This is a genomic window from Pseudoalteromonas piscicida (genome assembly GCF_000238315.3).
Lineage (GTDB): Bacteria > Pseudomonadota > Gammaproteobacteria > Enterobacterales > Alteromonadaceae > Pseudoalteromonas > Pseudoalteromonas piscicida.
Genome location: NZ_CP011924.1, coordinates 2,547,501 through 2,560,594, shown reverse-complemented (window position 1 = coordinate 2,560,594; position 13,094 = coordinate 2,547,501). Strand labels below are relative to the sequence as shown.

14 protein-coding genes and 1 tRNA gene (1 of these 15 only partly in view) are annotated in these 13,094 nt (G+C 42.5%); 7 read left to right on the top strand and 8 right to left on the bottom strand.

From position 1 onward, the window contains the following. Positions 1–7: 7 nt before the first annotated feature. Complete coding sequence (locus tag PPIS_RS11920; protein WP_010378988.1) at positions 8–190, bottom strand: helix-turn-helix domain-containing protein; 183 nt, start codon at positions 188–190, stop codon at positions 8–10. A gap of 197 nt (positions 191–387) precedes the next feature. Here PPIS_RS11920 and PPIS_RS11915 point away from each other — a divergent pair. Beyond that, positions 388–462 (top strand) — tRNA-Arg (locus tag PPIS_RS11915). A gap of 14 nt (positions 463–476) precedes the next feature. Here the strand turns inward: PPIS_RS11915 and PPIS_RS11910 are convergent. Continuing rightward, the gene (locus PPIS_RS11910) at positions 477–1,442 is read right to left on the bottom strand and encodes a zinc transporter ZntB (RefSeq protein ID WP_010378989.1); all 966 of its coding nucleotides are present in this window, start codon (positions 1,440–1,442) and stop codon (positions 477–479) included. A 283-nt stretch (positions 1,443–1,725) separates the two neighbouring features. Here PPIS_RS11910 and PPIS_RS11905 point away from each other — a divergent pair, with 283 nt between their 5' ends. The 3 genes from PPIS_RS11905 to PPIS_RS11895 are packed head-to-tail and all read left to right on the top strand — an operon-like array spanning position 1,726 to position 4,077. Beyond that, entirely contained in the window at positions 1,726–2,160 is a 435-nt protein-coding gene (locus PPIS_RS11905) for an ATP-dependent zinc protease family protein (protein WP_010378990.1), read from the top strand. Then, the gene (rimK, locus tag PPIS_RS11900) at positions 2,157–3,062 is read left to right on the top strand and encodes a 30S ribosomal protein S6--L-glutamate ligase (RefSeq protein ID WP_010378991.1); all 906 of its coding nucleotides are present in this window, start codon (positions 2,157–2,159) and stop codon (positions 3,060–3,062) included. The genes PPIS_RS11905 and rimK overlap by 4 nt, the downstream gene beginning before the upstream one ends. After that, the gene (locus tag PPIS_RS11895) at positions 3,049–4,077 is read left to right on the top strand and encodes a succinylglutamate desuccinylase/aspartoacylase family protein (protein ID WP_010378992.1); all 1,029 of its coding nucleotides are present in this window, start codon (positions 3,049–3,051) and stop codon (positions 4,075–4,077) included. Before rimK ends, PPIS_RS11895 begins: the two co-directional genes overlap by 14 nt. Here PPIS_RS11895 and PPIS_RS11890 read toward each other — a convergent pair. The 4 genes from PPIS_RS11890 to recQ all read right to left on the bottom strand — a co-directional run bounded on the left by PPIS_RS11890 (position 4,067) and on the right by recQ (position 8,618). Beyond that, the gene (locus PPIS_RS11890) at positions 4,067–4,630 is read right to left on the bottom strand and encodes a mechanosensitive ion channel domain-containing protein (RefSeq protein WP_010378993.1); all 564 of its coding nucleotides are present in this window, start codon (positions 4,628–4,630) and stop codon (positions 4,067–4,069) included. The two genes, PPIS_RS11895 and PPIS_RS11890, sit on opposite strands and share 11 nt — an antisense overlap. 58 nt (positions 4,631–4,688) lie before the next feature. Beyond that, positions 4,689–6,356 (bottom strand): POTRA domain-containing protein, encoded by a 1,668-nt coding sequence (locus PPIS_RS11885; protein WP_010378995.1) that lies wholly within the window; start codon positions 6,354–6,356, stop codon positions 4,689–4,691. A gap of 151 nt (positions 6,357–6,507) precedes the next feature. Then, positions 6,508–6,795, bottom strand: coding sequence for a DUF3630 family protein (locus tag PPIS_RS11880; RefSeq protein ID WP_010378996.1), 288 nt, complete (start codon positions 6,793–6,795; stop codon positions 6,508–6,510). Next, complete coding sequence (gene recQ, locus PPIS_RS11875) at positions 6,795–8,618, bottom strand: DNA helicase RecQ (protein ID WP_010378997.1); 1,824 nt, start codon at positions 8,616–8,618, stop codon at positions 6,795–6,797. Before recQ ends, PPIS_RS11880 begins: the two co-directional genes overlap by 1 nt. Before the next feature lie 184 nt (positions 8,619–8,802). Here recQ and rarD point away from each other — a divergent pair, with 184 nt between their 5' ends. Next, positions 8,803–9,693, top strand: a complete 891-nt coding sequence (gene rarD / locus PPIS_RS11870) for an EamA family transporter RarD (protein WP_010378998.1) — start codon at positions 8,803–8,805, stop codon at positions 9,691–9,693. Here the strand turns inward: rarD and PPIS_RS11865 are convergent. Together PPIS_RS11865 and maoP are read right to left on the bottom strand one after the other, a co-directional pair. Beyond that, positions 9,682–10,917, bottom strand: coding sequence for a GGDEF domain-containing response regulator (locus tag PPIS_RS11865; RefSeq protein WP_026345641.1), 1,236 nt, complete (start codon positions 10,915–10,917; stop codon positions 9,682–9,684). The genes rarD and PPIS_RS11865 overlap by 12 nt on opposite strands. A gap of 228 nt (positions 10,918–11,145) precedes the next feature. Continuing rightward, the gene (gene maoP, locus PPIS_RS11860; protein ID WP_010379000.1) at positions 11,146–11,517 is read right to left on the bottom strand and encodes a DUF413 domain-containing protein; all 372 of its coding nucleotides are present in this window, start codon (positions 11,515–11,517) and stop codon (positions 11,146–11,148) included. 87 nt (positions 11,518–11,604) lie between these two features. On the opposite strand from maoP, the gene PPIS_RS11855 reads away from it, so the two are divergent. Beyond that, the gene (locus tag PPIS_RS11855; protein WP_010379001.1) at positions 11,605–12,450 is read left to right on the top strand and encodes a LysR family transcriptional regulator; all 846 of its coding nucleotides are present in this window, start codon (positions 11,605–11,607) and stop codon (positions 12,448–12,450) included. Positions 12,451–12,598: 148 nt separating this feature from the next. Continuing rightward, positions 12,599–13,094, top strand: partial view of a porin gene (locus PPIS_RS11850; RefSeq protein ID WP_010379002.1) — the 5' portion only. Its footprint extends 434 nt past the window's final position; 496 of the gene's 930 nt are visible here — the first part of the coding sequence; it begins with the start codon at positions 12,599–12,601; its stop codon lies beyond the right edge, outside the window.

Here is a 13,094-nt window from a genome sequence, read left to right as displayed (position 1 = left end):
GGGTAGTTTAAATCCCACCCAGTCGCTGTGCTAGCTCTTTGTATTTTTCAACATCGGCTTTGTCAAAGATAGGTTCGCCACTGGCATCAGTGTCTTTGGCGACTAGCAAGTTTTCTCGTGCGAGGCGTCTTACACGCTCAACCTTTACGTCAAGAAACTCTGCAACTTGCTCTGTTGTCATCGGTGTCATATTTGGGATCCTCAATGATGTATCGCGATATTTCTGAACTGGCAGCAATATCAGTCTATTTTATTATTTTCAAAGCATAGTTGAATAACTGGTTTTTTGCCCAAAGTACAGCTTTTTTTAAAAAATAGGTTACTAATTAGTCATATAGCAAACATTGTCTGGCAATTGCCTGCACTTAGCATTATTATGTTGCCGACGCTCTCGTGGTGAAATGGATATCACGTAGCCCTCCGGAGGCTGAGTTCTAGGTTCGATCCCTAGCGAGAGCGCCAATGATTACTCCTACTTACAACCAGCCTTTGCGTTTAAAGTACACCCCAATACCACCAGTTAGTACCACCAACATAATAACAAAAAAGGCAAATGCGCCACCCCATTCAGTGCCAGGAATACCGCCAATATTCACCCCCAACAAGCCTGTTAAAAACCCAAGTGGTAAGAATAGCGCTGCAACGACAGACATCACGTACATTCTTTGGTTTAACTGTTCATTTTGATGGTTGGTGATCGCATTTTGGATCACTTGTGCACGTTCAATCGCAGCCTCTAATTCTTCGATATATCGACTTAAGGCATTGCTCGCCTCTTCAATCATGTGTCGATGATCTTCATCTAGCCAAGCAATCTTTGCCAATAGCAGTTCGCTAATAGCAAGCTTTTGTGGCTTAAGATAGCGTTTTAAACCAATGGTTTGTCTTCTTAATGTTGAAAGTTGCTGATAGTTTGGCAGCTGCTCACTGCTTTCCATCGCGTCTTCAAACTCGTCAAGCTGTTCTTCTATTTGCCAGATGATGTCTTGCATTCGCACAGAAAGTCGCATTACCAATGTAGATAGTAACTCACCGATACTTTTTGCGCCTTGACTCTTTTTAAGCGATGCCAGCATATCTTGGGCAGACATAATATGGCGCTTACGACAGGTGATAAGTAGTTTATCGTTTGCAAAACAGCGAATAGAAACCATGTCTTCAGGGCTTTGCTTGGGGTTAAGGTTCACGCCACGCAAGAACACTAGCAAACCTTCATCGCCATTCGCCGTTCTCGGACGGGTTTCATCTGCGGTTAGCGCTTCTCTTTCCCAGTCATCCAAAAACGTTTGTTGCTTCAGCCATTCGGTCGTTTCGTCGAAGCTGTAGTCAAAATGAAGCCAAAGTGGCTCCTTGTGAATTACGGATTTTACTTCACTCAGATCGCAAAGTAGCCTACCGCCACCTTGACCGTCGAGCACAAACGCATGGAGTAATCCAGTCATAGCTAATTCCTATTAAAAAGTTCGTCCCAAGACTGACATAGATAATTTAATTTTCAAATTCATTTAGGTCCTAAAATCTTGGCGATGAAATAAATTGTTTGAATACTCTATTTTACTTTAGCTCAGTATAGGGCTTTACCTTGAAAAATGTGTAAGTGGTGTTACTGTAAGTTAAGGTGCTTGGCTTAACAGAGCGTTTTTATCTTTAGGATAAATTTATTTTGTTTTTCAAGTGACTTGAATCAGCGTATAAGTCCGAACTCATTTTGTACGAGAGCATAATATGATCACAGTTGGTTGGAGAGAGTGGCTTTCCTTACCCGATTTAGGTATCGAAAAAATCAAAGCGAAAGTAGATACTGGAGCAAGAACATCATGTCTGCACGCCTTTAAGGTTGAGCCTTTCAAAACAGAACAAGATGAACTTTGGGTAAGGTTTTGGATCCATCCCAAACAAGACAATACTGACTATGAAGTCTGTAGTGAAGCAAAAGTAGTGGATGAGCGCGTTGTTACCGATTCGGGCGGTCATAAAGAACTACGTTATGTAATAGAAACAAATTTAACTATCGGCAATCAGGCTTGGCCAATTGAAATCACGCTAAGCAATAGAGAAACCATGAAATTTAGAATGTTACTGGGCCGCACGGCGATGCGAGGCCGCATCCTTGTTGATCCAGAGCAGTCATACTTAAGTAATAAAACGGATAAATCATGAAAATTGGCATTCTTTCAAGGAATCAATCTTTATATTCAACACGTCGTTTAATTGAGGCGGCAGAGCAGCGTGGGCATGAAGTTGAGGTTATTGACGCGCTACGTTGTTATATGAATATCAATAGTAGTGAGCCTGAAATTCACTTTAAGGGTCAGCAGTTGAGCGGCTTTGATGCGATTGTTCCGCGAATTGGTGCCTCTGTGACATTTTATGGTTGTGCGGTACTCAGACAGTTTGAGATGATGGGGGTTTACCCATTGAATGAGTCTGTTGCAATCACTCGCTCAAGAGATAAGTTGCGTTCATTACAGTTACTGTCAAGAAAAGGCGTAGGCATGCCAATCACAGGCTTTGCCAGTAAGCCTGATGACGTTAAAGACTTACTGGAAATGGTTGGCGGCACACCAGTTGTGATCAAACTACTAGAAGGCACACAAGGTATTGGTGTGGTGTTAGCTGAGACACGTAAAGCGGCGGAAAGCGTTATCGAAGCATTTATGGGCTTAAAAGCCAACATCATGGTGCAAGAGTATATTAAAGAAGCTGGTGGTGCGGACATTCGCTGTTTCGTTATCGGCGACCGTGTCATTGCCGCGATGAAGCGTCAAGCGCAAGAGGGCGAATTCCGCTCAAATCTGCATCGTGGCGGTTCTGCGACATTGGTAAAAATCACTCCGGAAGAGCGCCGCACTGCAATTGCTGCAGCAAAAGCCATGGGCCTAAATGTTGCCGGTGTAGATTTATTGCGTTCAGAGCGTGGTCCTTTGGTGATGGAAGTGAACTCATCTCCGGGCCTTGAGGGCATTGAAAAGGCAACTGGTAAAGACATAGCTAGCTTGATCATCTCCTTTATCGAGAAGAATGCAGCGGCGAAAAGGACTGCTACACGTGGCAAAGGTTAAAATCAACCAACCCTTTACGTTATTAGATACACGAGTGGGTGTTGCTGAAAGGCAGACTGTCCAGTTGGAAGTGGCCAAGCTCTACACTCACACACCAATGACCATTCCGATTGAAGTCGTTAATGGCGCAGAGGCCGGACCGGTACTTTTGGTCTGTGCCGCAATTCATGGTGATGAATTAAATGGCGTTGAGGTCGTGCGCCAGCTATTAAGTAAAGTCGATGCGGCAACGCTACGTGGCACCTTGATAGCGGTGCCTATCGTAAATATCTTTGGCTTTATTCATAAGTCTCGCTATTTACCTGATAGACGAGACCTAAATCGCTGTTTTCCAGGTTCTGAGCAAGGCTCGTTAGGGGCTCGAATGGCATCTATGTTTTTCGATTTGGTGGTAAAAAAATGCACCCATATTATCGATTTACATACCGGCGCGATTCATCGCTCTAATTTACCGCAGATCCGCGGTGACTTGTCCTGCGAAATGACCAAAGAAATGGCCATGGCGTTTGGTACACCAGTTGCGATAGATGCGCGACTGCGTAACGGCTCGTTGCGAAGTGAAGCGGCGGGATTGGACATTCCAGTTATCACTTATGAAGCGGGAGAAGCGTTGCGGTTTGACTCATTAGCCATTGCTGCTGGATTGCAAGGGGTTGAAAATGTCATGCGTAAACTCAGAATGCTGCGTGGGCGTCGTAGGAAACAACGTCATGATGCAGTTATCGCGGCAGCAACAAGTTGGGTGCGTGCGGACGTTGACGGTATTGTTCGAGCTCAAGTTAACTTGGGAGAACGCGTATCAAAAGGTCAAATTTTGGCTTATATAGACAGCCCACTAGGCCAAAGCGAAGAAGCGATTATCGCGCCTCGTAGTGGGATAGTGATTGGCCAACAAATGCTACCTTTGGTGAATGAAGGAGATGCGGTTTTTCACTTAGCTTACTTTGCACATGCAAATAGCATTGTTGAACAACAGCTAGAAACCTTTATTGACGATATAGGCCCTATTTCTTAGGGCCTAATGTTCTTCTTGGTGTTGGAACCTGTTTAGGTTTAGCTGGTTCCTGACTAAGCACCATAACGGGGCGAGTAACAAACAAGTTGTTAGGATATACAACCTTATGGCCATCAACATGGCGCAGCACTACACTCATCAATCCCATCTCCACAATACAGCCTTCAACAAAGTTTGCACCGTCAACAATTCTTACCCAATTCCCAACGCGATAATCGTTTTGAATAAACATAAGTAAAAACGAAGTCAGATTGGATAGCAGTGACCAACCGGCAAACATGGCAACACCAAGCATCGCAAATAACGATGAACCAAGCACCAGTAAACCACGAAGTTCTATACCCCAGAATACGAGCATAAAACAGACGAATACAAAGGCTACGAGTACACGAACGAGTAAATCGGCACGTTGTTTACGATGAGAGTCTATTTTTCCGCGTGTTACTTTTTCTAATAGTTTGCAACATGCTTTCATCAATAGTGGGAAGGATAATAGCGCCACTAAAGTTACAATTAGCTTGTATTGACTGAGTGCGAAATCTAACAAATGCAAAGTCGTATCCTAAGAAATTTTTTCTGCTTTATATCATGTTTATTGGTGCGCGACACCGTTAAAAACGATTTTTTACCGTTAATAGCCACTGTACGCTATCGACGTTATCCGGGCCATTAATTGGCGCGGCTAAATCAATATGAACCATGATATCTGAATTGGCTCGGCTAGGTGCTAAACGCAAGCCAATACCGACATTTTTTAGGACAGATTCATCTGCTTCAATCGGCAGATGAGAGTGGTACGCGCGCCCTACATCAAAAAAAGCCGCACCGCCAATTTTGAATAAGCGCAGTAAGTCATATTCCCAGTAATAGCGTTTTTCGATATTGAGTAGCATACTGCGACTACCTTGTTGATATTTTATTGGGTATCCGCGAAGCCCGGTTTCGCCCCCTAATGTAATTTGATTATCAAAGGTCAGGTTGTCTCCATAGGTATAGCTTGCGTTGATAAACCAAGATTCATACAAACTGGTATTTAAATAGTATTGAAAGGTCGTTTTCGCTATCAGATTTTCGGTTTTATCTGTGTCTTTGTTCCAGTTGCCACTAACGTCAAAATAAAAACGCCATAAGCTGTGATCTGAGGTGTAGTGCGCTGTATTGGCAGAAAATGAATAGACAAGACGTTCAGTATCGTCACTCCAAGATTCGGCTGAATAGCCAAATAAGGCATTAATATTCCAACCTAAATTAAGATCCTCTGTACGATAAATCGAGTCAAAGTTGCGTACTTTTACATAGGAATCTTCAAACCACTGAGCTTGAACATAAGGGTAGGTGAGCGTTCTATCCTGTGCAATGGGTAAAGTGGTATCAGCTATCTTACGGAAGGTATGTTGCTCATGTCTAACGCCTGCGATGAGACGACGAGTCCAACTGCCCGATAGCGCTTTTGAGTGTCCGAAATACACTTGCGTGACATCCGTGGATTGACTGAACTCTGAGATTGTTTCCCCTTCAGAATATATGGGTTCTTCACGTTTGTCTGAATAACTCGTAAAACCGTAACTATATGGGGTGTCGGTTGCAAAAAATGGATAGCTCACATCGATATAGTGGCGTTCACCATCGTCATTATCTGAATATTCTATGCGACCACGATATCTTGAGTTTAAAATATTTGGGTCGTCATAGACAAATTGATAACCAGAGCGGTCGACCTCTTGTATATGAGTAAAAGAAAGGCGTTTTCCCCAGCCAAATAAATTACTTTCTCTAAACCCAATTCGAGAAGTATTTTCCCCACCACTACGACTAAAACTTAAATCGGGCAATAGTGTCCAAAGATCCCGCGTTACAACCGTAACTAAAATATCACCATCACAGTTTTCCACGGCATAGATACGAGCATCATATAGGTATGACTGATTGCGAAGGAGTCGCTCGGATTCACTGAGTTTTCTTGGATTGTAAGTATCCCCTTCCTGAAATAGGAGCACGCTTTTTAATACTTCGGGTTTGGTTTGAATGTGATAACGGTTAGCAAATCGGAATAGGGCATTGTCTTCTTCAGGTTTGTCGGTATCGAAAACATTAAGTTGTTTTAGCGTGATAGCGACGACCTTTTTACCCTCTGCGGGCTCTGGGTAGGCTTGCTTGCTGTCTAGCTGGCGTGAAAGATTTTGGTCGCTTTGTGCTTCAACCCGGTTATTACCGCAGCTATTAGAAAAATCAACAGCAGGCACTTTTTCAGCTTGCGCAGCTGCATTTAAGCTACACATTAGCACAATACTATTACACGAAATCCTCTTTACATTCATCACAGAGCCTTTAAGTCTAATATTCCTTTAGTATGGATTATATTGTTGCAGCTTGCTTTAGTTCTGCAACAAAAGTAATAATATTTATAGACTTAAAGAGCTTTATGTGGACTTAACGAGAAAGTTGTTGGCGTAGGAAAGATAGGAGTTCTAAGGCATCAACGCCATCAGGAGCTATCCACACACTCTCACTGTAATGTTCAAAATTTAAATTAAAATTACAGTTTTTATATGAAAAGCGCCACTGATGTCTATCTGCTCCTGCAGAGAATTCGATTAATTGAATCTCATCTTGATGTAAGAATATTTGCCCCCAAAGTTCAAATTCATCGTCTTGAGGTGTAATTTCACAGCTGATGATAATCACCTCGTGTGAATTGTCCAAAGTGAGTGTGGTCATTATTCTCTTCCCAAATAATTACGGATGAGCTGCATGAAAGGGGCTCCGTACTTGCTGAGCTTAGTAAAACCGACACCAGACACTTGCAAAAACTCGCTATCGGTTGTTGGCGTTCTTTGTGTCATTTCAGCCAACGTTCGGTCGTTAAATACAACATACGGCGGTACATCATCTTCATCTGCGAGCTGCTTTCTGAGTGCACGAAGCTTAGTAAATAGTTTCTTATCGTAATTAAACTGAGCCAGTTTATCTTGATAGACATGCTTTGCTACAAGTCTTGGTTCTGCGAGTTGTAGCACATATTCGCCGCGCAGTACGGCGCGTGCGGCTTCTGTTAGTCTAAGCGTTGCGCCTTGAGTAATATCTTGACTCAATAAACCATGATGGATCAATTGACGTAAGATACTCAGCCAAAATTCATTACTGTGCTCTTTCCCGATCCCATAGGTTGAGAGGGTATGGTGGTTTTGCTCTCTGATCCTTGCGGTATTTGCCCCACGCAAAATATCCACAATGTAACCAATGCCAAAGCGTTGCTCTGCGCGGTATACGCACGATAACGCTTGTTGGGCAACTAATGTGCCATCAAATTGCTTCGGAGGGTTAAGGCAAATATCACAGTTACCGCATGCTTCACGTTGATATTCGCTGAAGTAATTGAGCAAAATTTGACGACGACAGGTTTGTGCTTCAGCAAAACTCGACATTGCCTGAAACCTTTGCTCTTCAACCTTACGACGTTGCTCGTCTGGAATATCTTCAAAAAAGCGTCTAACACGGGGAATATCCGCAGGATCAAAGTACATAACGGCTTCAGCTGCTAAGCTATCTCGCCCTGCACGGCCCGTTTCTTGATAATACGCTTCTACACTTTTTGGAATATCATAGTGAACCACAAATCGCACGTTCGGTTTATTGATCCCCATACCAAAAGCAACGGTTGCAACTACGATTTGAATGTCATCTCGGGCGAAGCGGTTTTGAACAAACTGGCGCTGATCATTATCTAGACCTGCGTGATAACCTGCAGCATTGAACCCAGCATCAATCAGCTTTTCGGCAATATCATCAACACGTTTACGGCTACCACAGTAGATTATGCCACTTTGCCCTTTTTGCTCTTTTAAATAGCGGATCAATTGCGACAGGGGTTTGAACTTTTCTTCGATGGTGTAACGAATATTGGGTCTGTCAAAGCTACCGGTATAGATAAATGGTGCTTGCATACCCAATTGCTGGACAATATCTTTTCGTGTTGCTAAATCAGCTGTTGCGGTTAATGCCATCATCGGAACAGACGGAAAATGTTGACGCAATTCTTTTAAACGGAAATAGTGCGGTCTAAAGTCATGTCCCCAATGAGATACACAATGGGCTTCATCAATGGCAAATAAACTGATGTTACAGTTGGATATGCGATCAATAAAGTCGCGTTGTAAGGCTTTCTCTGGAGCAACGTACAACAGCTTTAAACGACCTTGGAAAAGCGCGTCATAGGTATCTTTTTGCTGCTCCCAAGCGACGCTGTTGTTGATATATTCAGCGGCTATGCCTTGTGCTTTTAACTGCGCGACCTGATCTTGCATTAATGAGATAAGTGGCGATATAACAATTGTCACGCCTGCAAATAATACTGCTGGGACTTGGTAACAGAGTGATTTACCGCCGCCGGTAGGCAGTAGTACAAGCGTATCCTGACCAGCTAAGCTAGACTGAATAATATCGAGCTGACCATCTCTAAACGTACTGTAGCCAAACACATCTTTCAGTACTGAATGAGGATCGTTAATTGGGGTGCTTACGAGGGTATCCATCGGCGTCATTTTAGAGCTTTTTTTGAACCTTGTCTTTGCTTTTTATCTAATCTGAAGAGACTTGAATAAGTTTTGAGCACTTGAAGGCTTTAAACTTTGCGATTGTGAATTCATCGAACTTTCATCGCCGAGATTAATAAAAAAGAGTATAATGATTGACCTCTTAGTTGATCCCTCCAAAGGTTAAACGTCCGTGATTGAAGAACAAAAGAAAGGCCACTTACTCGCTGTACTCGCCTTTTTTATGTGGGGACTTGCACCCATCTATTTTAAGCAACTCGTCCATGTTGACGCGATTGAGATATTCATTCATCGCGTTGTGTGGTCTGTATTTTTTATTGCACTAATTGTGCTGGCAAAGCAGCAATGGCCCAAAATTAAGGCCATTTTGGCTAATCCTAAGTTGCTGGCGATGTTGACACTCACTGCGTTGCTACTGGGTTTTAACTGGGGTTTATTTATTTGGTCTGTGAATAACGGCTTTATGTTAGACGCGAGTTTGGGTTATTACATCAACCCATTACTTAACGTGCTATTGGGAATGTTATTCTTATCAGAAAGGTTGAGAACGGCGCAAAAGTTTGCTGTGCTATTAGCGATAGTGGGCGTGGTGTTACAGTTAATCAGTTTTGGCTCATTCCCTGTTATTGCGTTTTCACTGGCGGGATCGTTTGCAATATATGGATTGTTACGTAAGACCTTAGCGGTTGAATCGCTGCCTGGGTTGCTGGTGGAAGCGCTTATTCTCACTCCAATTGCACTGGCTTATTGGTGGTGGGTTGAGCCCAGTGCCACAAGTAACCTTTGGAATAACGATTGGTACACCAACACCCTATTGATAAGTGCGGGTGTGGTGACAACTCTGCCTTTGTTATGCTTTACCGCAGCGGCAAAACGGATACCCTACACGACACTTGGCTTTTTTCAATATATCGGGCCGAGCTTAATGTTTATATTGGCGGTACTCTTTTACGGGGAAGCCTTTGATGCAGAACGAGCTATAACCTTTGCCTTTATTTGGGGCGCGCTGGTGATGTTTAGCTTTGATTCTTATCGAGATAAAAGAAAGCGCTTAGTGAACTAAGCGGTTTCTTCCCGAAGCTTTCGCCTGATATAAACGCTCATCGGCTTGTTTTATCAGGCTTTCAATGTCCGTAGTTACCTGAGCGGCAAGTCCCATTGAAACAGTAAATGAGATCCGTTGTTCAGTCAGTGCACTACTACTTTGCTCTAAATATTTCCTGAAGCACTCCAGTCTTTCTTTGCAATGATCAGCCACCGTATCTTTAAAATATATCGCAAACTCTTCGCCGCCTAATCGAGCGACTAAATCATTGGGAAAGTATTGAGCAAACGCTTGGCCAATGGACTCAAGCACCGCATCGCCGCCTTCATGGCCATATTTGTCATTTACTTGCTTAAAATGATCTATATCTATCATAGCGATCAGCCCGTAGAGCTCCTTTTTATGTCTTGCTTTTAGGCTTTTCTTTACGGTATCGAAAAAGTAGCGTCGATTTGGCAAGCTGGTTAGATAGTCTGTATTTGCTTGTCGGCGTATCGTTTGAATATGTTCTAGCATATCGACGTTCTGGCTAAGACGGCAGTAAAACTCTTCAGCGTTAAAGGGTTTTCTGAGGTAGTCATTAGCACCATTTTTCAAAAATCGTGTAGATAAATTTTCGGTTTCAACTCCAGATATACCAATTATCGCTTTATCATCATCAGTGTAGAGTCGCCTAATTTCGATACATAACTCTTCACCTCGCATATTTGGCATTTCATTGTCGGTAATGATCACTGAAATATCCGGATTGTCTTTTAATACCGCAAGTGCTTCTATGCCATCACAGGCTTCTAGTACCTGATATTTATGGCGAGTGAGGAGTGCTGAGACATAGTGTCTCGACGAAATAGAGTCGTCCACAACCAGTACTCTGACATTTTCATTTCTTGGCAGGCGTTCTAATTGGCGACGTAAATAATGATAGGCTTGTTTATTTTCCTTGGTGATATAGTCGATGATGGGGTATTGCTCAACGATTGAGCGAGTCTGACTTTCAAGGTTACCAGTCATCACTATGGTAGGAATATCAGCTTTAACCGTGCAGGGAATAGCTTCTCCAAGCGGCGCATCAGGTAACACAAAATCTACCACGGCACAAAAATAGTCGTGCTGTGACAATAACACTTTGGCTTCAGCCAAAGATCCTGCAATATCTACATGGTATCCCACTGTGGTGGCAATATGCTTTTGCACCTTCGCAATCGTGGGGGTGTCTTCAATGATTAAGATTTTCCGTAACACAACCTTCGCCAATCATTTCCTGTTTTACTAATTCTTAACCTAACTGCGCTTAATTGCAATGCTTGTGCTAATAAACAGGTAATGACTAAGAACAAAATACGAGAAAGATAGGGGAGATGAGCTCATCGACATTGAAATGGTATAAATAATAGAAGTGCTCAGACACCAACGACAGAAATAAAATCACTCTGTTGGCGTCTAAGCTTGATAGAATTCAGGCGATTTTGCTTATAGCTCGTCGTCAATATCTACCGGGATCACTACGCTACCATCGTTTTGAACTTTAGAACGTCCAAATAGCGTGTGAAACTTTGTCTTACACGTAGTATGCTTCAAATATTTGGTCCAAGCTTTTTCTACAGCGTTAGTCGGGGGAATTAACCCTTCCATTACCTGAACAAACTGAGATTGGAAACTGTTTTGAGGTTCTTCTGCTTTGCTGTATAAGCTTCTTAATGTGGCACCACAGCGTTCAAGAATTTCGGCTTTTTGTAGCGTGAAGTGACCACTGCGTCCGAATCCTCTAGGGAAGTTGGCGTCATCATAAAAGGCTCTGGGGCTTGCAAATGCATTTTTCAAAGTCGCTAAATTATGATCCATAACTGAGTCCTCTAAGATTATCTGGCTGGAGTATGGACCAAGTTTTATAATTTTTTAAACGAGTAATTTTTATCGTCAGGAAGAAAAATGGACATAGATCTATTAAAAACTTTTGTCGAAGTTGTCAAAACCCGTCACTTCGGTCGAGCGGCAGAAAATTTATACATCACTCAGTCAGCTGTAAGTTTTAGGATCCGCCAGCTTGAGCAAAGTTTAGGGGTGAATCTTTTTATTCGCCAGCGTAACAATATTCAGTTAACTGCGCCAGGTGAAAGGTTGTTACCACACGCCAAAATGATCTTAACTGGGATGCAGCGCGCCAAAGTCGATGTTGCATTGGCAAACAATATGCACAAGCAATTGTCACTGAGTGGCACGGCTAATATTTGGGACGCATTTTTACAATTCGGGATTAACCATATTGTATCCGCTATGCCCGGAGTATCGCTTGTTGCTGAAGTGAAAGCACAGCAAGAAAGCACGCGACTATTATTAGAGCGAACATTGGATCTCGCTGTTCTGTTCGATCCGCCAAAAGTGGATGAATTGGTTGTTAAGCCGATCAGTGATCTTGCTATTATTCCTGTAAGCACTTTTGATAACGCAACAAAGGAAGACTTTTTTGACAACCAGTATGTTTATGTTGATTGGGGAACTGCTTTTTCTCTCTGGCATGCAAAACAGTTTACTGGCGCAACCCCTCCTTATTTTAGAACCAGCACCGGCAGAATAGCACTCGATCTTATTCTTCAGTGTGGTGGCTCTGCATTTGTGCCAGAAGCGCTAGCGCTAGAGTCCATTGAGACTGGAAGGTTGACTCAAGTTGAAGAAGTCGAAAGTAACTCAAGAGAGATATTTGTAGCATACCACAAAGACAACGACCAATTAGAGCAAATAGAAACCATCGTAAATTTACTGGGGGCGGTGAAGTAATTCTTATAATGAATCTTTTGTGACGCATTTCTTAAGGTTGGGTGTCATTTTATTTTCAGAAATATTTTATGTGTAATATTTTTGTCATTTACCAGTGTCAAACTGCGCGTGTTTTGAAAATACGTGTTGCGATATTGAGGAAATACACATGAAACTAACTAAGACTGCTTTAGCGCTATCATTACTAAGTGCATTCACTTTTCAAGCAAACGCTGAAGTAGATGTTTATGGTAAAGCGAATGTATCGGTACAATCTTCTGACGATGGTGCAGGTTCAGTTACTGAAATTAAAAGTAACGCTTCTCGCTTTGGTTTCAAAGGTTCTGAGAAATTAGACTCTGGTTTAGAAGTTATTTATAAGCTTGAGTTCCAAGTAGATGTCTCTGACGCTGATTCAAAAGGTGATAAAGACAATATTACTGCACGTAATCAGTACGTGGGTTTAAAAGGTAACTTCGGTGAAGTCGTTATCGGCCGTAATGACACAGCATTAAAACAGTCTCAAGGTAAGTTAGACCAGTTCAACGACCTTGAGGGTGACATTAAGGTACTCTTCAAAGGCGAAAATCGCTTAGGTGATTCAATTTCCTACAAGTCGCCAAGCTTTAATGGCTTTAGAGTATTAGGAAGCTTTATTGCTGAAG